Source organism: Rhizobacter sp. P1_G5 (genome assembly GCF_056405435.1).
In genome coordinates this window covers 1-21,176 of the sequence record NZ_JBFUCB010000038.1, presented here as the reverse complement: position 1 = coordinate 21,176, position 21,176 = coordinate 1, and the positions used below count along the sequence as shown (strand labels likewise).

Genomic DNA, 21,176 nt, shown 5'->3' with positions numbered 1-21,176 from the left:
CCACCAGCCCGCACCCGGTGCTGTCGATCGACGGCGCGAAGGACGAGGCCTGGAGCCAGGGCGCGCTGGTGGCAGTGTTCGCGACGCGCTCGAATGCCGGCATCGAGGCCGCCGTGCTGTCGACGATGCTGGCCAACCCGGCGCTGGTCGGTGTCGTCTACTCGACGATCTTCACGCGCCAGGTCAGCGTGCCGCCGCAGCTCGGCCGCGTGCCCACGGTGCTGCTGAACTGCAGCGAGGTGGAGCCTGCATCGGGCGGCGARCCGCGCTTCTCGTCGGTCGAGCCCTCCGAGGTGCTGGGCGGTTTCGCCGCGACCGAGTGCCTGCTCGACGCCGGCCACCGGCGCATCGCCTTCATCAACGGCGAACCCTGGATGGATGCTGCGCACGATCGGCTGAAGGGCTACCGCCGCGCGCTCGCGAGCGCCGACATCGCCTACGACGCCGCGCTGGTGCGCGAGGGCGACTGGCATGTCGCCTCGGGCCACGACCACACGCTGTCGCTGATGAAGCAGCCGAAGGCGCCGACGGCGATCTTCTGTGCCAACGACCTGATGGCCGTCGGCTGCCTCGCGGCGCTGCGCGAGCTGGGCAGACAGGTGCCGCGCGACGTGGCGGTGATCGGCTACGACGACCAGGAGATCGCACGCCACACCAGCCCGCCGCTGACCACGCTGGTGCTGCCCAACTACGAGATGGGGCGGCTCGCGGTGGAGATGCTGCTGGCCCAGGTCGCCGCGCCCGGCGGCCGTCGCCGTCGCGTCAAGGTCGATGGCCGGCTGGTGCTGCGACAGACCGTCGGCTGAGTCCCTCCAAGCCCATTCCCATCACACGGCCTTGCATCTGCGCAGTTGACGCGCAGCGGTCGCCGTGCGCCTAATATTAGTCAATTATTAGCGATGCGCCGTGCCCTGGCACGAGCCGTCCGTCATCGGGCTGGTGCCGCAGACACCCCGTTCCGAGGCCACAGAAGGAGACACGATGAACACCACCTACCGGCGATGGCTGGCGACTCTGCTCGTCCCATTGATCACCGCGAGTTGCGGCGGCGGCAGCGAATCCGCAGCCACCGACGTTCCGCAGCAGGCGAGCCCCTCCCACGAATCCGTCCAGGCCGTCAGCGCGCGCCTGACGACGCCGTGGACCGCTGCCGCCCAGCAGGCCGCGGTGCCGCTGCCCGAGTACCCGCGCCCGCAGCTGACACGCGCCGACTGGCTCAACCTCAACGGCACCTGGAACTACAACGGCGGCAGCGCCGCGCCCGACGCCGACAGCCCGCCGGCCACCGCGCCGGCCTTTCCGGCCAACCCGGAGCAGGTCAAGGTGCCGTACCCGGTGGAGTCCTACCTCTCCGGCATCCAGCGCATGAACGACCGCAACCTCTGGTACAAGCGCACGTTCAGCGTGCCGGCCGGCTGGGGCGGCAAGCGCGTGAAGCTGAATTTCGGCGCGGTCGACCGCAAGGCCACCGTCTACGTCAACGGCCAGCAGGTCGGCCAGCACAGCGGCGGCTACGACGCGTTCAGCTTCGACATCACGCCCTGGCTGCGCAGCGGCAGCAACGACCTGGTCGTCGGCGCGTTCGACCCGACCACCGGCGATGACATGCTGGGCAAGCAGACGCTGAACCCTGGCGGCATCTTCTACACGCCGAGTTCGGGCRTCTGGCAGACGGTGTGGCTGGAGCCGGTCGCGGCACCGCACGTCACGCGGCTCGACATGACGCCGGACGTGGCGAACAACCGGCTGCGCATCGTCGTGCGCGGCAGCAACCTGGGTGGTACCTCGATCGAGGCCGTGGCCTCGACCGGTGGCGCCCAGGTGGGTACGGCCACCGGCAGCGGCGATGTCGAGTTCACCGTGCCGGTGCCGAATGCGCACCTGTGGTCGCCCACCGATCCCTTCCTGTATGACCTGAAGGTCCGCGTGCGCAGCGGCGGCAGCGTGGTCGACGAGGTCGGCAGCTACTTCGGCATGCGCTCGATCGCGATCGGCAATGTCAACGGCGTGCCGCGTCCGCTGCTCAACGGCAAGTTCGTGTTCCAGTACGGCCCGCTCGACCAGGGCTTCTGGCCCGACGGCCTGTACACCGCGCCGACCGACGAGGCGCTGAAATCCGACCTGGTGGCCATCAAGGACCTGGGCTTCAACATGGTCCGCAAGCACATCAAGGTCGAGCCGCAGCGCTGGTTCTACTGGGCCGACAAGCTGGGCATCCTGGTCTGGCAGGACATGCCGCATGCCTGGGACGCCGAGACCAGCGCCGCGGTGCGCGCCAAGGTGGAGGCCGAAGACCGCGAGATCGTCGACGAGCACCGTTCGTCGCCGTCGGTCATCACCTGGGTGATCTTCAACGAGAGCTGGGGCGACTTCGACATGGTCCGCATGGCCGGCGTCTTCAAGGGCTGGGACCCGAGCCGCCTGATCGACACCCACTCGGGCATCAACTTCGCCCCGGGCGACCAGGGGGCTGGCGACCTGATCGACAACCACGACTACCCGGGCCCGAGTGCGCCGGCCTGGCAGCCGAACCGGCTGTCCGTGCTGGGCGAGTTCGGCGGCAACGGGCTGCGCGTGGACGGCCACATGTGGAACCCGGCCTCGACCTGCTGCTACAACCTCTACCCCGACTCGACGACGCTGACCAACGTCTACCTGCAACAGGTGGAAGGATTGCGCGAGCTGGTGTCTTCCCGCGGCCTGAGTGCCGCGGTGTACACCGAGATCTCGGACGTCGAGGACGAGTTGAACGGGTTCCTGACCTATGACCGCCAGGTCAGGAAGATGGACTTCGCGCAGGTCCGGGCGGCGCACCAGGCGCTGATCGACGGCGTGCCCTTCCTGCGGCGCGGCACCTCGTACTCGTTGCGCACCGTGACGCCGGGCGTGACCAACCGCTTCATCCGCCACGCCAACAGCCTGGGCGTGACCGAGGTGGTCGATGCCGCCAGCAGCGAGCTGCTGAAGAAGGACGCGTCGTGGAAGGTGGTCAACGGGCTGGGCGACGCGAGCTGCCTGTCCTTCGAGTCGGTCAACCAGCCGGGGCAGTTCCTGCGCCACCAGGCCTTCCGCCTGCGCATCGACCCGAACGACAACAGCGCGCTGTTCAAGGCCGACGCCACGTTCTGCGCCCGCAAGGCGCTGGACGGCAACGGTGGCATCTCGCTCGAGTCGAAGAACAACCCGGGCTACTACATCCGGCATGCCAACGCGGAGGTCTGGCTGAACCCGTTCCAGGACACCAGCCTGTTCCGCGCCGATGCGTCGTGGTCGCCGCAGGCCGGCTGGTGGCGCAGCAGCGTGGTGGTGGCGCCGAACACCGTGCATTCGCTGCGCGTGCTGACGCCGGGCTACGACAACCGCTACGTGCGTCACCAGGATGCGCTGGCCTTCACCGAGGTGGTGACGGCCGCGAGCGACAGCACGCTGAAGGCGGACGCGAGCTGGCGCATGGTGCCGGGGCTGGCCGATGGCAGCTGCTACTCGTTCGAGTCGCGCAACTTCCCGGGCGAGTACCTGCGCCACAGCAACTCGCGGGTGCGGCGCGACGCGCTGCAGGCCGGCGACCTGTACCGTGCCGATGCCACCTTCTGCGCGCAGGGGACGGCCGACGGCAGCGCGGGGACCCGCTTTGCGTCCTACAACTACCCGGGGCGCTACMTGCGCCACTACGCGGCCGAGGTGTGGATCGCCGATGGCATCGGCGGCTCGGCGTGGAACACGTCGGGCAGCTTCGATGCCGACACGCGCTGGGCGGTGGAGAACGCCTGGGCCCCTTGATGCGGTGGGGGCGGGCAGTCAACTAAACTGCCCGCCCGACCGACGAGGAGCGCCAGCGCATGAAGCCGAAGCCGTTTTCGATGATCCGCGAGTTCCACCTGGCGGACTGGTTCACGCTCGGCAATGCCGTGTCCGGCACCGGCGCGCTGTTCTCGATGATGTCCTACCTCGCGACGGCGAACGTCGTGCACATCCACTTCGCCTGCGGCCTGGTGATCGCCGCGCTGGTGTTCGACATCCTCGACGGCCGCGTCGCGCGCTGGCGCCAGAAGGCGTCGGCGCTGGGCCGCGAGCTCGATTCGCTGGCCGACGTGATCTCGTTCGGCGTCGCGCCGGCGATCATCGCCTACGGCTGCGGCATGCGTGGCCTGTACGACCGCATCGTGCTGGCGTACTTCGTCGCCTGCGGCGTGTCGCGCCTGGCGCGCTACAACGTCACCGCCGAGGCGCTGTCGGACGACAGCGGCAAGGTCACGCACTTCGAAGGCACGCCGATCCCGACCTCGATCGTGCTGGTGCTGATGCTCGCGGCGGCCGCCTCGGCCGGCGCGCTCGGCCCGAACCTGTGGTTCGGCGAGGTGATGGTCGGCGAACACTACTTCCACCCGCTGGTGCTGCTGTTCGGGCTCTCCGGCTCGCTGATGATCAGCCGGATCCGGATTCCGAAGCCGTGAACGGCTGGTTCAGGTGAGAACCTGCAAGCCGTGTTTGCGCACGATCGAGAGCAACTTGAGCGCCATGCCGCTGGGGCGTTTGGTGCCAGCCTCCCACTTCTGTACGGTCGATTCGCTGGTGTTCAGGTAGAGCGCGAATAYCGGTTGGCTGACGTGGGCGCTTTCGCGGATGCGCTTGATCTGGATCGGGCTGATGGCCGGCGGCGCTGACACGCAGGTTTCGTCGAATTGACGCATCGTTGCCTTGTCGATGGCTCCAATCTGCCTGAGCGCGCTCGCGGATTGATGGATGGCCTCGAAGGCATCGCTTTTGAATTTACGCTTTGTCGGCATTGCAAATCTCCACAAACTGTCCGCTCGCGATCAACTCAGTCACTTGTGATTCATCCAACGCGGCGTAGACGCGAGCGAGCTTCCTGAATGCCGCCAGCTCCTCATCACTGATGTTCGCGCGGTCGCTCTTTGCAAAGAGGAATTCGAACACCCAACGACGACCGCCTTTCGCCAGAAGGATGGATCGGTGCAGGTTGTCGTTGAGTCGCTTCTTGAATACCCCTGCACCGAGATCCTCTGCCTGGCCTCGCATCGCCTGCAGCACGGCAGCACACAAATCGGTATCGGGAATCTTCGATTTGCTGGCTGCCTTTGCAAACCAGGCGGTCTTGAAGACCTGCGACGAGGTGACGGGCATGAAAGTCTAGCACTGGGTGCTACTTTGAAGTAGAAGGGCATCGGTGGCGGGACGGCGTTGCAAGCTATCAAATCGCGCCCGTTGTCATGTCCTCATTTCCTTCACCTTCCGTGCACTCAGTTCACTTTCCTGCGCCGCTTCGTGCCACTCAGCTCATGCGGCTCCAGGAAGTACGCCGCATTCCCCGCCGCCCGCTCCACCACCAGGTCAATGAAGGCCCGAACGCGGGCCGGTTGTGCGATGCGGCTGCCGTAGTACAGGTACAGGCTCAGGTGCTCGGCCACATGCTCGGTCAGCACCGGCACCAGCTGGCCGCTGCGCACCAGCGGCGCGGCGGTCACGCCCACCAGCTGGCCGATCGCATGGCCTGACAGCACCGCGTTCGCCTCCAGCTCGACATCGTTGGTGCACAGCACCGGCGCGAAATCGCGCGCGACGATCTCGGCGCCGACCTTGAACTCCCACGGCATCACCTTGTTGGTCGCCGGATGCCGGAAGCCGCTGCAGCGGTGCTGCGCCAGGTCGTCGATGTGCCGCGGCGTGCCGTACCTCGCCAGGTAACCCRGCGTCGCACACACCACCAGCTGCAGCGGAAACAGCCGGCGCGAGATCACGCCGTCGGCCGGCGGCGTGCCGGCGCGGAAGCCGACGTCGACACGGTCCTCGACCCAGTTGCCCAGGCGATCGTCCAGCTGCACGTCGGGCTCGATGTCGGGATGCCGCTCGCAGAACTCCGCCAGCACCGGCCACAGCACCGGCAGCATCAGCGAGCGCGTCGCGACGATGCGCAGCGGCCCGGCGATCTCGTCGCGCCCGCGCCGCGCACCGTGCAGCGCCCGCTGCAGTGTTGCCAGCCCCGGCTGCGCCGCGTCGAGGAACTGCTGCCCTTCCTCGGTCAGGCTGAGCCGCCGCGTCGTGCGGTGGATCAGCCGCACCCCCAGGTGCCCCTCGAGCTGCGCCAGCGCCTGGCTCGCGGCCTGCGGCGTGATCGCCTGCGCCGTCGCGGCCTGGCGCAGGCTGCCCAGCTCGACCGCCTTGACGAAGGTGGCGATGGCGCGGAGTTCGTTGAAGGCCATGGTCGATTCTCACGATCTGCTTGCGGATGAAACCATTGATTGTGGGCTAGTTGACTTGCAATCGCTTGCCTAGAGTTCGCTCACTCCATCACCTCCGCAAGGACATCGCCATGAGCTCCACTTCCTCCGATTTCAAGCGCGTCTGGTTCATCACCGGCGCGGCCCGCGGCATCGGCGCACGCATCGTCGAAGCAGCCCTCGCGCAGGGCGACGCCGTCGTCGCGACCTCGCGCGATGCCACGTCGCTGCAGCAGCGCTTCGGCGCGCAGCCCGGCCTGCTGGCGCTCGCGCTCGACGTCACGTCCGAGGCGCAGGCCGCGGCCGCCGCCGAGGCTGCGCTGGCCCGCTTCGGCCGCATCGACATCCTGGTCAACAACGCCGGCTACGGCCTGCTSGGCGCGGTSGARGARGCCAGCGSCGACGARGTGCGSCGCCTSTACGASACCAAYGTGTTCGGSCTGCTGAACGTSACRCGYGCYGTGCTGCCRWCSATGCGYRCGCGCCGCMGCGGCCACGTGATCAACATCTCGTCGCTCGGCGGCTACCGCTCGGGCGCSGGCTTCGGTGTCTACTGCTCGACCAAGTTYGCSGTSGAAGGCCTGACCGAGGCACTGCACGCCGAGCTGCAACCGCTGGGCATCCATGCCACCGTGGTCGAGCCCGGCTACTTCCGCACCGAGTTCCTCGAAGGCTCGTCGCTGGTGGTTTCGCCGCGCGTCCTCGACGACTACGCGCCGAGCTCGGGCCAGGTGCGCGAGGCCGCGAAGCGCATCAGCCTGAACCAGCCGGGCGATCCGCTGYGCCTGGCGCAGGCGATGCTCGCGCTGGTGGAATCGGCGACGCCGCCACTGCGCTTGCCGCTGGGCACCGACACGCTGCAGACGATCCGCGACAAGCACGCCTTCGTCGAGCGCGAGACGGCGGCGTGGGAGCGGCTGTCGGCGTCGACCGATTTCCCGAAAGGCACCTGAGCGGCACCCGGGCGGCACTTGTCGGACACTGCGGCCTTCGCCACCCCGAAGGCCGCCATGGACCGCTCTCCCGCCACCCCCTGGACCGTCGCCGTGATGGGCGCCGGCGCCGTCGGCTGCTACTTCGGCGGCATGCTGGCGCGCGCCGGCCACCGCGTGACGCTGATCGCGCGGCCGCAGCATGTGGAAGCCATCGCGCGCGACGGCCTGCGCATGCAGACGCGCAGCTTCGACGAGCACGTCCGCCTGCAGGCGAGCACCGATGTCGCGGCCGTGCAGGGCGCGCAGCTGGTGCTGTTCTGCGTGAAGTCCACCGACACCGAATCGGCCGCCGAGGCAATGCGCCCGCACCTGTCGCCCGGGGCCCTGGTGCTGACGCTGCAGAACGGCGTCGACAACGACGAGCGCGTGCGCAGCGTGCTGTCGTCGAACGAGGTGGCGGCCAGCGTCGTCTACGTGGCCACCGAGATGGCCGGCCCGGGGCACCTGCTGCACCATGGCCGAGGCGACCTGGTGATCGCGCCCAACAGCGTCGCGTCGAACCTCGTCGAGGTGCTGGCTGCCGCCGGCGTGCCGGCAACGATCTCCGACAACGTGCGCGGCGCGCTGTGGGCCAAGCTGATCCTGAACTGCGCCTACAACGCGATTTCGGCGATCGGGCGTGTGCCGTACGGCCGCTTCGTCGACCACCCCGGCGTACCGCAGGTGATGCGCGACGTGGTGGCCGAATGCCTGGCGGTGGCGCAGGCCGAAGGCGTTCAGGTGCCCGGCGACGTGTGGGCGATGGTGCGCGGGCTGGCCGCGACGATGCCGGGCCAGTTCTCGTCGACCGCGCAAGACGTGATGCGCGGCAAGCCGAGCGAGATCGACCACCTGAACGGGCTGGTCGTGCGGCGCGGTGAACGGCACGGCGTGCCGACGCCGGTCAACCGCGTGCTGCACACGCTGGTCACGCTGATCGAGGCCGAGGCTCGATCAGCGGCGGAACTCAGCTCGCGAGCTGCTTGAACTTCGGATTGCGGACCACGTCTTCGATCAGCTTCTGCACGGCCGGGCCGAAGGCCTGGGCCACTTCCTGGCAGGCCTTGTCGGCGATGAAGCTGCCGGAGAACGGGAACTTCGACTGGGTCGAGAAGCTTTCGTTGCGGGCGTTCGAGACGACCAGCGTGAACGTCCAGTTGCCATCGGAGATGCCCGAACTGAAATCGATCTGCTCCAGCTTGCCCGACAGCTTCAGGCTCGAATTCGGGTCATACAGGCCAGCCAGCTTCAGCTCGTCGATGAAGGCCTTCTCGATGTAGGTCTCGAAGCTCGGCTCGACCTTGACGGAGCCGGCGGCACGGCACGAGATCGAGGCCTGGCCCGGCTTCGCTGCCTCGAATCTGGCAACCGAAACGGGCTTGATGCTGGCGGCTTTCAGCGCTTCCACGTTCTTGACCGATGCGCCGTAGGGGGCGACGTTGAAGGCACAACCGGTCATCAGGGCGGTCGCGGCGAGGAAGGGCAACAGGCGAAGGGACATGGCGCGTTCCAAGTGGGTGAAGCGGCGGATCATACGGAACGGCTTGTCGGATATCGAGGCCAAACGCTGTCGCGTCCATCACTTTGATGAGACGGAATTCGCACACGTCGCGGATGGATCGAAGCCGGTGGCGCGCAGGCTGTGCAACGGCGCAAACAGCGGCTGCGGCAGCGCCTGCCAGTCGAACCACTGCCAGCCGTCGCACTTGTCCGGCTCCAGCGTCGCGGGTTGGCCGAGCGTGTGGCGCGCCAGCACGAACACCGTCAGGTACTGATGCTTGACCTCGTCGAACACATCACTGGTATAGGGGCCGCGTTCGCACTCGCCGAGCGTGAGCCCGGTCTCTTCCAGCAACTCGCGGCGGGCGCAGTCCTCGATCGACTCACCGTATTCCAGCCGGCCGCCGGGGGCCGACCAGGTGCCCGCGCCGTGCGACCCGCGCCGGCGGCCGAGCAGGACCTGGCCGTCGCGCAGCACGAGGATGCCCACGCCCACGCCGACCTGCGTCATCGTGCGAGGCCCTGTCGCGGCGTCCGGCCGACCAGCACCGGCTGGAACAGCACATCGTCGCGGCGCTGCACGTCGGCGAAGCCGGCTTCGCGCATCAGCGCGCTCAGCCGTTCGATGCTCACCGCGTAGTAGCGGCTCGTCGCGACGCTGGTGGTACAGCTGCCGTCCGGCGCCTCGGTCGTCAGGTACATGCGCAGGTCGTAGTGGTCGCCGTCCCACTCCCAGACCTGGACGGCGATGAACCGGCTGCCGTCGGCGCCCCGGCGCATGCCGTAAGGATGCACGTCGGGCGTCTTGCGCACGATGGCGGCGTAGTCGCGCACCGAGATCATGAGGCTGCCGCCCGGCCGCAGGCATCGATGCGCCTGGCGGAAGCACGCCAGCAGGTCCGCATCGGTCAGCAGGTGCGGCACGCTGTTGTCGCAGGCCAGCACGGCGGCCATCGAGGCGCTGGCCACGCGGGCAAGCGTGCGCAGGTCGTCGACGCCGGCCTGCGCGACCAGCGAGCGCCGCTGCAGCTCGGCCTGCAAGCGCTGTACCGCGGCGGGAGAGATGTCCGACGCGATCACACGGTGGCCGTGCGCCAGCAGCCCGAGCGTCTGCGTGCCGATGCCGCAGGCGGCATCCAGCACCGGGTCGCCCGGCTGCACGCCCTCTTCGGCCAGCAGCGCGGCGAGCGCCTGCCCTTGGTGCTGGATCGCGCCCTCCCAATCGCCGTACAGCAGGTGGTAGTGCGGTGCGAGGTGGTCGTAGAAGGAGCTCGTCATTTCGGCAAATCATGCATCACATCGCACACCGTGCCTTGCGGGCCGCGGCCGGCGCGCAGCATGGGAACCACAGGCACCCCAGGAAGACCCGCCATGAGCATCAATGTCAGCGCCGCACCCTCTCCGCTTGCTTCGTACCGGTCGATCGGACCGATGCCGCTGCAGCCCGGCTCGTCCGCCTTCCAGGCGGCATCGATCGGTGCGCTGCGGCGGCCGTCCGCCGAGCCCGCCGTCGAAGCGCCGGGTGCCAAACAGGCCGAACCGGCCGTCGACCACACGACGCGCAGCCCGGAACTCGTCGAGATGTTCGACTTCATGCTGCAGCAGCACATGCAGCAGCAATCCCAGAAGTCGCCGCTCGCCGACAGCAAGTCCGAGGGCATCGCCGTCGAGCTGGCACAGGACAAGGTCAGCGAGCAGCGCAACTACGCGAGCCACCCGCACCTGATGCTGGCCGTGTGATCAGTCGCTGATCAGCTTCGTGTCGTAGAACGACAGCGTTTCGTTGAAGCGCATGCACGACTTGCCGGTGACCGTCGGCGCCATCTCCTGGTCGTAGCGGTCCTTGAAGCGCACGAACAGGCCGAGCGCGACGTCCTTGGCCTGCTCGGGCGTCACCTGGCCGGACGCGAAGGCGTGTTGCTCGATGCGCTTCAGCGAGTTCACCAGCAGCGAGGCATGCGATTTCTCCCAGCGCTTCTGTGCGGCCATCGACGGGTAGCCGAGCTTGTCGCACTGCTCCGCACCCTTCATCGCGAACGCGAAGTGCATCAGGTTGCTCGCGGCGTCCTTCTCCGTCATCGCCAGCGCGGCGCCTGCGGCCCCCTGCAGCACCACCGCCACGGCCAGCGTGCGCGCATCGATCAGCTTCATCGGTGGATCTCCCTGTCCGCAAAGTTGCGCCGCGATGGTAGCGCTGCCAAGGGTGGGTGCGCATGCTACTAGAATGCGAACCATTCTTGTTTGCGCACCATGAGATCTCCATGAACCGTTGTACGCCGATCGCCTGCGCCGCCGCGCTGGCCTGCCTGATGCCCGCCGTGCAGGCCCAGACCGCCGCGGCTGCTCCCGCTGCGCCCGAGGCCGCGGCCAGCGCGCCGGTGACGACGCTGCCGACCGTCAACATCAGCGCGAGCGCCGATGCCTCGGCCGCCGGCCTGAGCAAGCCGTACGCGGGCGGCCAGGTGGCGCGCGGCGGCCGTGCCGGCGTGCTCGGCACGCGCGACAACATGGAGACKCCGGTCAGCATCACCAGCTACACCAACGACCTGATCCAGGACCGCCAGGCGCGCAGCGTCGGCGAGGTGCTGCAGAACGATCCGGGTGTGCGCATGGCGCGCGGCTTCGGCAATTTCCAGGAGGCGTATTTCATCCGCGGCTTCCTGCTGAACTCCGACGATGTGGCCTACAACGGCCTCTACAGCCTGCTGCCGCGCCAGTACATCGCCACCGAGTTGTTCGAGCGCGTGGAGGTCCTGCGCGGTGCCTCCGCCTTCCTGAGCGGAGCGAACCCCAGTGGCACCGGCATCGGCGGCTCGATCAACCTGCTGCCCAAGCGCGCCACCAATGAGCCGCTGACGCGCGTGACGCTCAGTGGCGGCAGCGGCGAACAGGGCAACCTGGCCGCCGACGTGTCGCGCCGCTTCGGCCCCGACAACGCGACCGGCATCCGCGTCAACGCTGCGTACCGCAACGGTGGCACCGGCATCGACGACGAGAAGGCCAGGACCGGACTGACCGCCGTCGGGCTCGACTGGCACAGCCGCGATGTGCGCCTCTCCGGCGACATCGGCTACCAGGACAACCAGCTCAAGCGCGCCCGCACCAACGTCTCGCTGGCCGCCGATGCCACTGCGGTCCCGGATGCACCGGACTCGAAGTCGAATTTCGCCCAGCCGTGGTCGTACTCGAACGAGCGCGACCTGTTCGGCACGCTGCGCGGCGAATGGGACCTGGGTGCCGACGTCACCGCGTGGGCCGCGTACGGCCTGCGTCGCAGCGACGAATCGAACTCGTTGGCCAACCTCAGCGTGAGCGATGCGAGCGGTGCGGCCACGACCTCGCGCTTCGACAACACGCGAGAGGACAAGGTCGACACCGGCGAGCTCGGTGTGCGCGGCAAGCTGCGCACCGGCCCGGTCGGGCACGAATGGGTGGCCTCGTACACGGCGTTCCGTCTCGTGAAGAAGAACGCCTACGCGTGGGACTTCTTCAACACGCTGGACACCAACCTCTACACGCCGACCGCGTACGCGCAGCCGGAGTTCACGGCCGGGGCCTTCCGCGGCAACGACCTGGCCTCGCCGAACGAGACGGGCCGCTCGAAGCTGAGCAGCTTCGCGATCGGCGACACGCTGTCGATGCTGGACGACAAGCTGCTGGTCACGCTCGGCGTGCGCCACCAGAAGCTGGACATCAGCGACTACGGCTACAACTCCGACCCGGCCGATGACGCGCTGTACGACGAGAGCCGGACCAGCCCGATGCTGGGCGTGGTCTACAAGCTCGGCACGCAGTTCTCCGCGTATGCGAACCACGTCGAAGGCCTCACGCAGGGCAATACGCTGGCGGGCGTCAACGGCGGCCCGCCGGTGACGCTGGAGCCGTATGTGTCGAAGCAGAACGAGATCGGCCTGAAATACGACGGTGGACGCTTCGGCGGCAGCCTGGCGCTCTTCGCGACGAAGAAGCCGCGCCCGGTGGCCACGCAGAACAGCGTGGAGGGTGAAGACCGCCACCAGGGGGTCGAACTGAGCTTCTTCGGTGAAGCGATGCCGGGTCTCAAGCTGCTCGGCGGCCTGACGCTGCTGAACGCGAAGCAGAAGAACACCGGGGACGCCACGACCGAGGGCAAGTACGTGATCGGCGTGCCCAAGAGCCAGGGCACCGTGGGCGCCGAATGGGCGGTGCCGGGCGTCGAAGGACTGGCGCTGGACAGCCGCGTCGTCTACACCGGCAACCGCTTCGCGAACTCCACCAACACGCTGCTGCTGCCGTCCTGGACCCGCGTGGACCTGGGCGCGCGCTGGATGGTCAACGTGCAGGATCGCCTGGTGACGCTGCGCGCGCGCGTCGACAACGTGGCCGACAAGTCGTACTGGGCTTCTGCAGGCGGCTACCCCGAGAATGGCTACCTCGTGGTCGGCGCGCCCCGCACCTTCGTGCTCAGCGCCAGCGTCGATTTCTGACGCCCCCGCACGGAGCCGCGGCATGCTGAGCGCAAGCACCCTGAAGACCTGGTCGTGGTGGCACAAGTGGAGCAGCCTCGTCTGCACCGCGTTCATGCTGCTGCTGTGCCTGACCGGCCTGCCGTTGATCTTCCACCATGAGATCGACCACCTGACCGGCGGCGAGATCGAGGCCCCGGAGATGCCGGCCGACACGCCGCGCGCCAGCCTCGACACGGTGCTGGCCTCGGCGCGCGCCCTCTACCCGGATCGCATCGTGCAGTTCGCGTCGCAGCCCGAGGACGACGACCGCCTGTGGCACGTCACGCTGACGCCGACGCCCGCGCCGACGCAGGACTTCAAGTCGATCGCGGTCGATGCGCGCACCGGCCGCGTGCTCGGCGAGGTGCCGGTCAACACCGGCTTCATGAGCCTCATGCTGCGGTTGCACGTCGACCTGTTCGCCGGGCTGCCGGGCAAGCTGTTCCTCGGTGCGATGGGGCTGCTGCTGCTGGTGGCGATCGTCTCGGGGCTGGTGCTGTACGCGCCCTTCATGCGCAAGCTGCGCTTCGGCGAGGTGCGCCGCGAGCGCTCGGCGCGCGTCAAGTGGCTGGACCTGCACAACCTGCTGGGCGTCGTCACGCTGGTGTGGGCGCTGGTCGTCGGCGCCACCGGCATGATCAACACCTGGGCCGACCTGCTGATCAAGCTGTGGCAGTACGACGCGCTGACCACGCTGCTCGCGCCCTACCAGGGCCAGCCGCTGGTCGAGGAGGGCGCCCGCGCGCCGACGCAGCGCATGCTGGCCGCCGCGAAGGCGCAGGCGCCGCACATGCGGGTCGGCTTCATCGCGTTCCCGGGCACCGGCTTCTCGAGCCCGCACCACCACACCTTCTTCATGCGCGGCACCGAGCCGCTGACGGCCCGCCTGCTGCAGCCGGTGATGGTCGATTCGCGGACGGCCGCCGTCACCGCGTCGCCCGAGGTGCCGTGGTACATCGCGACGCTGCTGCTGTCGCAGCCGCTGCACTTCGGCGACTACGGCGGCTTGCCGCTGAAGATCGTCTGGGCGCTGCTCGACCTCATCACGATCGTCGTACTGGGCAGCGGGCTGTACCTGTGGATCAAGCGCAGGCAGCCAAAGTCGCTGCTCGACGAGGCGGGCGTGCGGCTGCCCGGGTTGCCGCAGGATTTGTCGCAAACCTGACCGCAACTCGCCCGGTTCGCCACCGGCGGTGGCGGGGCGCCCGGCTCGATGACCGGGTCCGCGGGATGCGGTGACGGCGGGTCGTCGATCTCGGGCAACGGTGGCGGCACCGTCGGCGGCGGAGGCGGCGTGGCCGGCGGTTCGGGCACGGTGTGCAGCAGAAGCGGCCGAATGGAGGTCATGACGGGGCCTGTGTGCGGTGGCGACACAGACCCCCGGGCAATCGGCGTTCCCTCCCGCTCAGTTCACCGTGAACAGGTTCAGGTTCACCGAGTTCGCGATCGCCGCATTGCCGGCGGTGTTCGGATGCAGGTGGTCGCCGGTGTCGTTCGCCGGCAGCATGCGCGCCGGGTTGGCCGGGTCGCGCGTCGCGAGGTCCTGGTCGATCACGCCGTCGCAACCGCTCGCGCTGCTCTTCACGAAGTTGTTGTAGGCCTGCCGCGTCGTCTCCTGCGACGGCGTCCAGACGCTGTCGCTGTACGGCGTCAGCGTCGAGCACAGGAATTTCACCTGGCGCGCATGGGCCTTCGCGATCATCCGCTGCAGCGGACCGAGCAGTTGCTCGAGCGTCGGCTGCGGGTTGCCGCGCAGGTCGTTGATCGGGTCGTCCGAATAGATCACCCATTTGATGCCGGCCTGGCCGAGCACGTCGCGGTCGAAGCGGTTCTCGGCGCTCGGGCCGGCGCCGTCGCGCAGGCTGCTGTTGCCGCTGATGCCCTGGTTCAGCACGCCCACGCCGATGCCGGCCGCGTTCAGGCGGTTCGCCAGCACGTTCGGCCAGCGCTGGTTGGCGTCGAAGTTGGTGCCGACCCCGTCGGTGATCGATGCGCCCAGCGTCGCCACGCTGCCGCGCAGGCTGCTGTTGGACACGTCCAGGTTGGTCAGCAGCCGGTAGCTGCCGCTGGTCGCGCTCGGGTTGATCGTCGCATTGCCGCTCACGTTGCCGGCGGCCACGTAGTTCGTCTGCAGGCCGGTCTGGTGCTCGGTGGTCACCGTGGTGGCGTTCGGCAGGTAGAAGCTGATCGCCACGTCGGACAACGCGGCGACGTTGAAGTCGACCGAGTCGCTGACCGCCTCGCCGCCGGCCGGGATCACGACCGTGGGCTGGCCGCCGAAGTTCACCGCGCGGTCGCTGGCCGCGACGATGGCCGAGCCGCCGGCGCGCTGCGCGATGTGCACGTTCGCGACCGTGATCGGCTGGTTGCCGAACACGTTGGACAGGTGCACCCGCGCGGCCGCGCCGCCGACGCTCGTGTGCACGATCTGCCGCAGCGTCTGCTGGTTGAAGCTGGTGTTGCCGCCCTGCGGCGATGCACCCCAGGTGCCGACCCAGGTGCCCGTGGGCGGCGGCGGGGTGTCGCCGGCCGGCACCGGCGTCCAGCGCTGGTTCGCCGCGCCCAGGCAGTCCCACTGGTGGATGCGCGCGCCGGGCTGCGTGCTGACGCCGCTCACGTCGACGCAGCGGCCGCTGTGGCGGGCCGCGATGCGCAGCGCGCCGGCGTCGTCCGTCACGACGAAGCGCTGGTTCGCGCCGCCGCCATGGGCCCATTGCTGGATCAGCGCGCCGTTGTCGAGCGAGATGTCGCTCACGTCCAGGCCCTTGCCGCTGTTGACGTTGAGGAAGGCGTAGGTGCCTTCGGCCGCGGGCTGGGCCTCGAACAGCTGGCGGTCGGCCTGGCTGCACGCGGCCTGGGCCGTCTTCGCGCCGTTGTCGAGCGAGCCGTTCTCGACGTCCATGCACAGGCCGGAATGCACCGCCTTCAGCGCATAGCGGCCGATCGCGAGCACGCCGCGCCCGGTGGTCGACACCGGGTACAGCAGGAACTGCTGCGCGCCGCTCGTGCTGCAGCCGGCCTGGCGCAGCCCGGCGCCGTCGTTCACCGAGCCGCCGTCGATCGCGACACACTTGCCGCTGCCGGCGTTCTTCAGCGCGAAGCGGTTGCCCTGGCTGCGTTGCAGCACGAAGCGCTGCGCGCTGGTGTCGTTGTTGGTCCACTGGTGGATCACCGCGCCGTCGGCGGTGGAGCTCGCGGCCAGGTCCATCACGCGGCCGGTGCCGACGGCGACCAGCTTGTAGCTGCCGCCGGCCTGCACCGTCAGGTCGAAGGTCTGCGTGACGGCGGCGCTGCAGGTGTTCTGCACGAAGGCGCCGCCGTCGCTGCCGGGCGGCACTGCATCGACGCACTTCGCGCTCTGCACGTTCTTCAGCACATAGCGGCCGGCGCTGACAGCGGGCACCGCGAGCGCGGCGGCCTGTTCATGGGTGGCGGACTCGCCGGAGCGCGTGGGCGGTGCGTCGCTTCCGCCGCCACAGGCGGCCAACAGGAGAAGTGGCAACAGCGGCGGCAGGCAGGCGAGCGCTGCCCGGTTCAGCGTGTTCATCGGCGTGTCCCCTCTGTCGTGGTGTGAGGGCCGCACTCTATGGAAGCGTTTCCAATTCACGCAAGCCGCGACTCGATACAAGACCTGCGCCGAGGGCATTTGCCCATCGACAGCAACCCATCGGATCGCCCGATGGTTCTGTCGGATGCCGGCGCTCAGGGCCGCTCGTCGCCGCCGTCCGGGCGCCGCGCGAAGCGCTGCGGCTCGGCGCCGTGCACCGGCGCGGGGTCGTCCCAGGGCCATCCGCCGAACTCGGTGCGGCGGTAGTCGGTGAAAGCCTGTTGCAACTCTTGCTGCGTGTTCATCACGAACGGGCCGTATTGCGCGACCGGCTCGCCGATCGGCCGGCCCTGCAGCACGAGGAACTCGGCCGTCTCGGCACCGTTGACCAGCTCGACCGGTGCGCCGGCGCGCAACTCGATGGCCGCATGGCGGTCGACCGCCACGCCATCCACCGTCACCGCGCTGCCGACGAAGAAATACAGCTTGCGCCGTGTGCCGTCGCCCTGCGCGGGCGGCAGCGTCCAGCGTGCGTGCGGCGCCATGCGGATCGTCCAGATCGCGAGGTCGGCACCGTCCTGCGAAGCCCATGAATCGGGCGGCGGCGCGAGCGGGTCGGCCACGCCCTCGATCCGGCCGGCGATGCAGACGACCTCGGTCTGCCGCCCGGCCTCGTCGGCGTGCAGGTGGTGCGGGATCTGTTCCGACCAGAACATCGTGAAATGCGGCGCCACCATCTTGTTGCGCGCCGGCAGGTTCAGCCAGATCTGGAACAGCTCGAGCCGGTTCGGCGCGTCGCGCTTCAGCAGCGGGAACATCTCCGAGTGCACGATGCCGCGGCCGGCGGTGAGCCATTGCACGTCGCCGCCGCCGAAGCGCGCCATCGCGCCGAGCGAGTCGGAGTGGTCGACCAGCCCGTGGCGCACGATGGTCACGGTCTCGAAGCCGCGGTGCGGGTGCGACGGAAAGCCCGGCACCGTCATGCCGTGGTACATGCGCCAGCCGTCGAGGCCGGCGAAGTCCTGGCCGAGGTTGCGGCCGGTCAGCAGCGCATCGGGGCCGAACTGCGCATTGCCGCGCGGGTAGGCGTCATCGTGGTGGACGCAGAAGAGGAACGGGTCGAGCGTTTCCCACGGAAATCCGAGGGCGCCGACGTGAAGGATGGCGTTTCCGGGCATGCGCCGCAGTGTCCCTCAACCGCTCAAGCCGTGCTCGACTCCTGCTGCGAAAGCCGCACGCCGTTCTGCGCGATCGTCATCACGCCGTCGGCGTCGACGTTCACCGGGCGGCCGTCGGCCAGGCGGTATTCGGATTCGCCGGTCGGCTCCCAGTCGCCGCCGAGGCCGGGCGCGGCGTCGAGCCGGGCGAGGTGCTCGAAGCCGTGCACCACGTAGTCGCGTCCGTCGTCGCCGTGCAGGCGCAGGGTTTCGAGTTGATGCAGCCGCTTTTCCATGAGGTCTCCTTCAGCAGGAATCGGTCGGTCGATTGAACTGCAAGCCGGCGCCGCAAGCCACCTTGGCGGGCAAGGCCGCGGGGCGGGAAGGGTTTCGACACAGTGCGTCAGGGTGGGGCGCCCGCAGCCACATTTCGATGCCGCGATCCGGCGATCGGTCGCAGCGGCCCGCCGTGCCGGCCGGGACTCCCTAAGATCCGTGCATGTCCGACAACCCCGCCACCTCTTCGACGCCAGACCGCACCGACTGGACGCCGTGGCTCGTCTACGCGGCCGGCTGCCTGCTGTCGTGGCTGCTGTATGTGCTGGCCGGCACCGAGTTCCAGCGCGGCCTCTGGCAGCTGCTGGAGGTGGTCTACCAGGCCACGCTGCAGCTGTGGCCGGCCATGGCGCTCGGCGCCATCGTGCTGCCGTGGGTGCGCTGGTTGCAGGGCCGCGGGCTCGGCACGGCCACCGCGGTGGCCTTGCATGTCGCGTGCGCGCTGCTGTTCGGCGCGCTGTGGCAGGCCCTCGACTTCACGACCTCGCTGCTGCTGTTCGGCGCCGACCATGCGTTCGCGGTGTTCGCGCAGACGCTGCTGTGGCGTGCGATCTGGGGTGCCGTCGTGTACACCGCGATCGCGACCGGCTTCACCGCGCTGATCGAGGCCCGCCGTGCGCGCCGCGCCGCGCTGGCTGCCGCGCAGGCCGAATCGGCCCTCGCGCAGGCCGAACTCGCGGCGATCACCGGCAAGCTGAACCCGCACTTCCTGTTCAACACCTTGAACACGCTGATCGCGCTGACCCGCAAGGATCCGCAGGCCGCCGAGGCGGCGCTGATGCGCTTTGCCGGCATGCTGCGCTACGTGCTCGACACCAAGCGCAGCGCGGCCGACCGCGTGGCGCTGGCCGACGAGGTGGATTTCGTGCGCGACTACCTGGCGCTCGAGAGCCTGCGCCTGGGCGCGCGGCTGCAGGTCGACTGGCAGCTCGACCCGGCGACGCTGCAGGACGAGATCCCGCCGCTGAGCCTGCAGCCGCTGGTCGAGAACAGCGTGCTGCACGGCGTGGCGCCGCAACTGCGCGGCGGCTGCATCCGCATCGTCAGCGAGCGCAACGGCATGAACCAGGGCCTCGACCTGACGGTCGCCGACGATGGCCCGGGCTGCGATCCGGCGCGGCTCGCAGATCCTGGCGAGCCCGCCGGCGGCCAGGCACCGCGCACCGGCATCGGCCTGAACGCGCTGAAGCGCCGCTTCGCGCTCGACTACGACGGACGCGCCCGCCTGCGCGTGCACACCGCGCCCGGTGCCGGCTTCCGGGTGGACCTGTGGATACCGCAATGAAAGACATGACGAACGACATGACGAAAACGCGCGTGCTGATCGCCGAGGACGAACCGCTGGCCGCCGAGGCGCTGGCCGACTGGGTGGCGCAGATGCCGCAGCTCGCGCTGGTGGCCACCTGCGCCGACGGCGTCTCGGCGCTGGCGCAGATCCGCGCGCTGCGCCCGCAGCTGGTGCTGATGGACATCCACATGCCCGGCCTGAGCGGCTTGCAGGTGCTGAAGGCGCTGGCGGAAGACGGGCCGCGGCCGGCCGTGATCTTCACGACCGCCTACGACGAGCATGCGCTCGCGGCCTTCGAGCTGCATGCGGTCGACTACCTGCTGAAGCCGTTCGCGCGCGAGCGGCTGGTCGAGGCGATCGAGCATGCGCTGGCCTCGGGCGCGGCGCAGGTGCAGGAGGCGACGGCCGAAGCGGTGATCGCGCTGGAGCAGGCGCCGACCGAGCCGCTGACGCGTGTGCTGGTGCGCGACCAGGGCAAGATCTTCCCGCTGCATGTCGACCACATCGAGTACCTGAAGTCCGACACCAAGTACACCGCGCTGGTCAGCCGCGGCCGCAGCTTCCTGGTGCGCCTGCCGATCGCGAGCTTCGAGCCGCGGCTCGATGCGGCGCGCTTCCTGCGGCTGCACCGGGGCTGCATCGTCAACCTCGATTTCGTCGACGCGATGACGCCCGACGAGAACTCCCAGCTGGTGGTGCAGATGCGCGACGGCACCCGCATCACGGCCAACCGCGACGTGTCGCGCCGGCTGCGGGAGCAGTCGTTGTGAGCCCGCCGGACCGCTCCAAGGGCGAACACCGGAGTGCGCAGCACGAAGGTACTCCAATGAGGGCGCTGCGGATCGTGTGTGGTGCGCTGGTCGTGGCGCTGCTCGGCCTGGGCGTGCAGGCGCAGCCGGCTGCGCCGGTCGGCCGCGTCTATGCGCCGGGGGCCTTCGACCGGCTCGACGTGGAGGGCGCGGCGCGCATCCGGCTCACGCAGGGCGACCGCGACCAGGTGTTCGTCGCCGGCGACGAGGCGGCGCAGCGCGGCGTCGAGGTGGACGTGGTGAACAGCCACCTGCGCATCCGTGCGGTCGGTGGCTGGAAGTTCTGGCGCGAGGACCGGCCGGCGATCGAGGTGCAGGTGCGCAAGCTGAGCCACGTGATGCTGTCGGGCGCGGGCGAAGTGCAGGCGCCGGGGCCGATCCGCGGCGACCAGCTGGTGATCGGCATCTCCGGGTCGGGCAGCGTGCGCTTCGACGAGCTCGCGGTGCGGCAGGTGAATTTCGACATCTCGGGCGCGGGCGACGGTCAACTGGCCGGCCGGGTCGAGCAACTCGAGCTGAACGTCTCGGGCCGCGGCAAGCTGGTGGCCGATCAGCTGCGGGCCACGCGCGCGAGGGTGGCGATCAGCGGTGTCGCCAATGCCGAGCTGTGGGTGACCGACGACCTGCAGCTCGCGATTTCGGGCGCCGGCAAGATCGACTACTGGGGGCACCCGGTGGTGCGGCGGGCGGTGTCGGGGATGGGGAACGTCACGGCGCGCGGGGACAAGCCTTGACACGCAGATGCTGAAAAGACAAAGCCCGCACGACCTGATGTTCGTGCGGGCTTGTTTGTTTGGTGGCGCTTCAGGGATTCGAACCCCGGACCTGCGGATTATGAT

The 21,176-nt window shown here is 69.1% G+C and carries 21 protein-coding genes; 11 read left to right on the top strand and 10 right to left on the bottom strand.

The window, feature by feature from the left end:
• The 3 genes from AC1D12_RS04905 to pssA all read left to right on the top strand — a co-directional run.
• Nucleotides 1–806 (top strand): substrate-binding domain-containing protein (locus tag AC1D12_RS04905; protein WP_477839133.1); only part of this gene is annotated, 806 nt, incomplete at its 5' end.
• Nucleotides 807–981: 175 nt separating this feature from the next.
• The gene (locus AC1D12_RS04900) at nucleotides 982–3,780 is read left to right on the top strand and encodes an AbfB domain-containing protein (protein WP_477839131.1); all 2,799 of its coding nucleotides are present in this window, start codon (nucleotides 982–984) and stop codon (nucleotides 3,778–3,780) included.
• Nucleotides 3,781–3,839: 59 nt separating this feature from the next.
• Complete coding sequence (gene pssA / locus AC1D12_RS04895; protein ID WP_047506575.1) at nucleotides 3,840–4,454, top strand: CDP-diacylglycerol--serine O-phosphatidyltransferase; 615 nt, start codon at nucleotides 3,840–3,842, stop codon at nucleotides 4,452–4,454.
• Nucleotides 4,455–4,463: 9 nt separating this feature from the next.
• Here pssA and AC1D12_RS04890 read toward each other — a convergent pair whose 3' ends face one another.
• The 3 genes from AC1D12_RS04890 to AC1D12_RS04880 form a co-directional block, all read right to left on the bottom strand.
• On the bottom strand, nucleotides 4,464–4,787 hold the full coding sequence (locus tag AC1D12_RS04890; RefSeq protein WP_477839129.1) for a helix-turn-helix domain-containing protein: 324 nt from the start codon (nucleotides 4,785–4,787) through the stop codon (nucleotides 4,464–4,466).
• The gene (locus AC1D12_RS04885; RefSeq protein ID WP_477827032.1) at nucleotides 4,771–5,145 is read right to left on the bottom strand and encodes a type II toxin-antitoxin system RelE/ParE family toxin; all 375 of its coding nucleotides are present in this window, start codon (nucleotides 5,143–5,145) and stop codon (nucleotides 4,771–4,773) included. The genes AC1D12_RS04890 and AC1D12_RS04885 overlap by 17 nt, the downstream gene beginning before the upstream one ends.
• 116 nt (nucleotides 5,146–5,261) lie before the next feature.
• Nucleotides 5,262–6,221, bottom strand: a complete 960-nt coding sequence (locus tag AC1D12_RS04880) for a LysR family transcriptional regulator (RefSeq protein WP_477839127.1) — start codon at nucleotides 6,219–6,221, stop codon at nucleotides 5,262–5,264.
• A 110-nt stretch (nucleotides 6,222–6,331) separates the two neighbouring features.
• On the opposite strand from AC1D12_RS04880, the gene AC1D12_RS04875 reads away from it, so the two are divergent.
• Both AC1D12_RS04875 and AC1D12_RS04870 read left to right on the top strand, forming a co-directional pair.
• The gene (locus tag AC1D12_RS04875; RefSeq protein ID WP_477839125.1) at nucleotides 6,332–7,192 is read left to right on the top strand and encodes an oxidoreductase; all 861 of its coding nucleotides are present in this window, start codon (nucleotides 6,332–6,334) and stop codon (nucleotides 7,190–7,192) included.
• 57 nt (nucleotides 7,193–7,249) lie between these two features.
• Nucleotides 7,250–8,200: a ketopantoate reductase family protein gene (locus tag AC1D12_RS04870; protein WP_477828804.1), complete on the top strand. Its 951-nt coding sequence runs from the start codon at nucleotides 7,250–7,252 to the stop codon at nucleotides 8,198–8,200.
• Here the strand turns inward: AC1D12_RS04870 and AC1D12_RS04865 are convergent.
• The 3 genes from AC1D12_RS04865 to AC1D12_RS04855 all read right to left on the bottom strand — a co-directional run bounded on the left by AC1D12_RS04865 (nucleotide 8,181) and on the right by AC1D12_RS04855 (nucleotide 9,991).
• Entirely contained in the window at nucleotides 8,181–8,714 is a 534-nt protein-coding gene (locus tag AC1D12_RS04865; RefSeq protein WP_477839123.1) for a hypothetical protein, read from the bottom strand. The two genes, AC1D12_RS04870 and AC1D12_RS04865, sit on opposite strands and share 20 nt — an antisense overlap.
• Before the next feature lie 78 nt (nucleotides 8,715–8,792).
• Nucleotides 8,793–9,224: a nucleotide triphosphate diphosphatase NUDT15 gene (locus AC1D12_RS04860; protein ID WP_477839121.1), complete on the bottom strand. Its 432-nt coding sequence runs from the start codon at nucleotides 9,222–9,224 to the stop codon at nucleotides 8,793–8,795.
• Entirely contained in the window at nucleotides 9,221–9,991 is a 771-nt protein-coding gene (locus tag AC1D12_RS04855) for a class I SAM-dependent methyltransferase (RefSeq protein ID WP_477827491.1), read from the bottom strand. The genes AC1D12_RS04860 and AC1D12_RS04855 overlap by 4 nt, the downstream gene beginning before the upstream one ends.
• A 93-nt stretch (nucleotides 9,992–10,084) precedes the next feature.
• On the opposite strand from AC1D12_RS04855, the gene AC1D12_RS04850 reads away from it, so the two are divergent.
• Nucleotides 10,085–10,453 (top strand): hypothetical protein, encoded by a 369-nt coding sequence (locus tag AC1D12_RS04850; protein ID WP_477827490.1) that lies wholly within the window; start codon nucleotides 10,085–10,087, stop codon nucleotides 10,451–10,453.
• Here the strand turns inward: AC1D12_RS04850 and AC1D12_RS04845 are convergent, their stop codons facing one another.
• Nucleotides 10,454–10,864, bottom strand: coding sequence for a hypothetical protein (locus AC1D12_RS04845; RefSeq protein ID WP_477827489.1), 411 nt, complete (start codon nucleotides 10,862–10,864; stop codon nucleotides 10,454–10,456).
• 110 nt (nucleotides 10,865–10,974) lie between these two features.
• Between AC1D12_RS04845 and AC1D12_RS04840 the strand changes: the two genes are divergently transcribed.
• A complete protein-coding gene (locus tag AC1D12_RS04840) occupies nucleotides 10,975–13,179 on the top strand; it encodes a TonB-dependent receptor (RefSeq protein ID WP_477839119.1) in 2,205 nt (734 codons plus the stop codon).
• A gap of 22 nt (nucleotides 13,180–13,201) precedes the next feature.
• Nucleotides 13,202–14,365, top strand: a complete 1,164-nt coding sequence (locus AC1D12_RS04835; protein ID WP_477839117.1) for a PepSY-associated TM helix domain-containing protein — start codon at nucleotides 13,202–13,204, stop codon at nucleotides 14,363–14,365.
• Between the two features lie 240 nt (nucleotides 14,366–14,605).
• On the opposite strand, the gene AC1D12_RS04830 is transcribed toward AC1D12_RS04835, so the two are convergent.
• From AC1D12_RS04830 to AC1D12_RS04820, 3 genes are all read right to left on the bottom strand, one after another.
• Nucleotides 14,606–16,747 carry an RICIN domain-containing protein gene (locus AC1D12_RS04830; protein ID WP_477839115.1) on the bottom strand — a complete coding sequence of 714 codons (2,142 nt, stop codon included), beginning with the start codon at nucleotides 16,745–16,747 and terminating at the stop codon, nucleotides 14,606–14,608.
• Nucleotides 16,748–16,902: 155 nt separating this feature from the next.
• Complete coding sequence (locus tag AC1D12_RS04825) at nucleotides 16,903–17,925, bottom strand: pirin family protein (RefSeq protein ID WP_465112865.1); 1,023 nt, start codon at nucleotides 17,923–17,925, stop codon at nucleotides 16,903–16,905.
• Between the two features lie 23 nt (nucleotides 17,926–17,948).
• Nucleotides 17,949–18,200: a hypothetical protein gene (locus tag AC1D12_RS04820; protein ID WP_047506599.1), complete on the bottom strand. Its 252-nt coding sequence runs from the start codon at nucleotides 18,198–18,200 to the stop codon at nucleotides 17,949–17,951.
• A gap of 203 nt (nucleotides 18,201–18,403) precedes the next feature.
• Between AC1D12_RS04820 and AC1D12_RS04815 the strand changes: the two genes are divergently transcribed.
• From AC1D12_RS04815 to AC1D12_RS04805, 3 genes are read left to right on the top strand one after another with little or no spacing between them, the layout of a single operon-like run.
• Nucleotides 18,404–19,525 (top strand): sensor histidine kinase, encoded by a 1,122-nt coding sequence (locus AC1D12_RS04815; protein ID WP_477826568.1) that lies wholly within the window; start codon nucleotides 18,404–18,406, stop codon nucleotides 19,523–19,525.
• Entirely contained in the window at nucleotides 19,522–20,298 is a 777-nt protein-coding gene (locus AC1D12_RS04810) for a LytR/AlgR family response regulator transcription factor (protein WP_477839112.1), read from the top strand. The genes AC1D12_RS04815 and AC1D12_RS04810 overlap by 4 nt, the downstream gene beginning before the upstream one ends.
• A gap of 56 nt (nucleotides 20,299–20,354) precedes the next feature.
• Nucleotides 20,355–21,071 (top strand): head GIN domain-containing protein, encoded by a 717-nt coding sequence (locus tag AC1D12_RS04805; protein WP_477839110.1) that lies wholly within the window; start codon nucleotides 20,355–20,357, stop codon nucleotides 21,069–21,071.
• Nucleotides 21,072–21,176 lie beyond the last annotated feature (105 nt).

Bases quoted from the DNA above. Each gene is read 5' to 3' on its own strand.
- AC1D12_RS04885 (WP_477827032.1), bottom strand. From the start codon at position 5,145: ATGCCCGTCACCTCGTCGCAGGTCTTCAAGACCGCCTGGTTTGCAAAG.
- AC1D12_RS04825 (WP_465112865.1), bottom strand. From the start codon at position 17,925: ATGCCCGGAAACGCCATCCTTCACGTCGGCGCCCTCGGATTTCCGTGG.
- AC1D12_RS04810 (WP_477839112.1), top strand. From the start codon at position 19,522: ATGAAAGACATGACGAACGACATGACGAAAACGCGCGTGCTGATCGCC.
- AC1D12_RS04835 (WP_477839117.1), top strand. From the start codon at position 13,202: ATGCTGAGCGCAAGCACCCTGAAGACCTGGTCGTGGTGGCACAAGTGG.
- AC1D12_RS04870 (WP_477828804.1), top strand. From the start codon at position 7,250: ATGGACCGCTCTCCCGCCACCCCCTGGACCGTCGCCGTGATGGGCGCC.
- AC1D12_RS04855 (WP_477827491.1), bottom strand. From the start codon at position 9,991: ATGACGAGCTCCTTCTACGACCACCTCGCACCGCACTACCACCTGCTG.
- pssA (WP_047506575.1), top strand. From the start codon at position 3,840: ATGAAGCCGAAGCCGTTTTCGATGATCCGCGAGTTCCACCTGGCGGAC.
- AC1D12_RS04845 (WP_477827489.1), bottom strand. From the start codon at position 10,864: ATGAAGCTGATCGATGCGCGCACGCTGGCCGTGGCGGTGGTGCTGCAG.
- AC1D12_RS04805 (WP_477839110.1), top strand. From the start codon at position 20,355: ATGAGGGCGCTGCGGATCGTGTGTGGTGCGCTGGTCGTGGCGCTGCTC.
- AC1D12_RS04860 (WP_477839121.1), bottom strand. From the start codon at position 9,224: ATGACGCAGGTCGGCGTGGGCGTGGGCATCCTCGTGCTGCGCGACGGC.
- AC1D12_RS04830 (WP_477839115.1), bottom strand. From the start codon at position 16,747: ATGAACACGCTGAACCGGGCAGCGCTCGCCTGCCTGCCGCCGCTGTTG.
- AC1D12_RS04820 (WP_047506599.1), bottom strand. From the start codon at position 18,200: ATGGAAAAGCGGCTGCATCAACTCGAAACCCTGCGCCTGCACGGCGAC.
- AC1D12_RS04815 (WP_477826568.1), top strand. From the start codon at position 18,404: ATGTCCGACAACCCCGCCACCTCTTCGACGCCAGACCGCACCGACTGG.
- AC1D12_RS04865 (WP_477839123.1), bottom strand. From the start codon at position 8,714: ATGTCCCTTCGCCTGTTGCCCTTCCTCGCCGCGACCGCCCTGATGACC.
- AC1D12_RS04850 (WP_477827490.1), top strand. From the start codon at position 10,085: ATGAGCATCAATGTCAGCGCCGCACCCTCTCCGCTTGCTTCGTACCGG.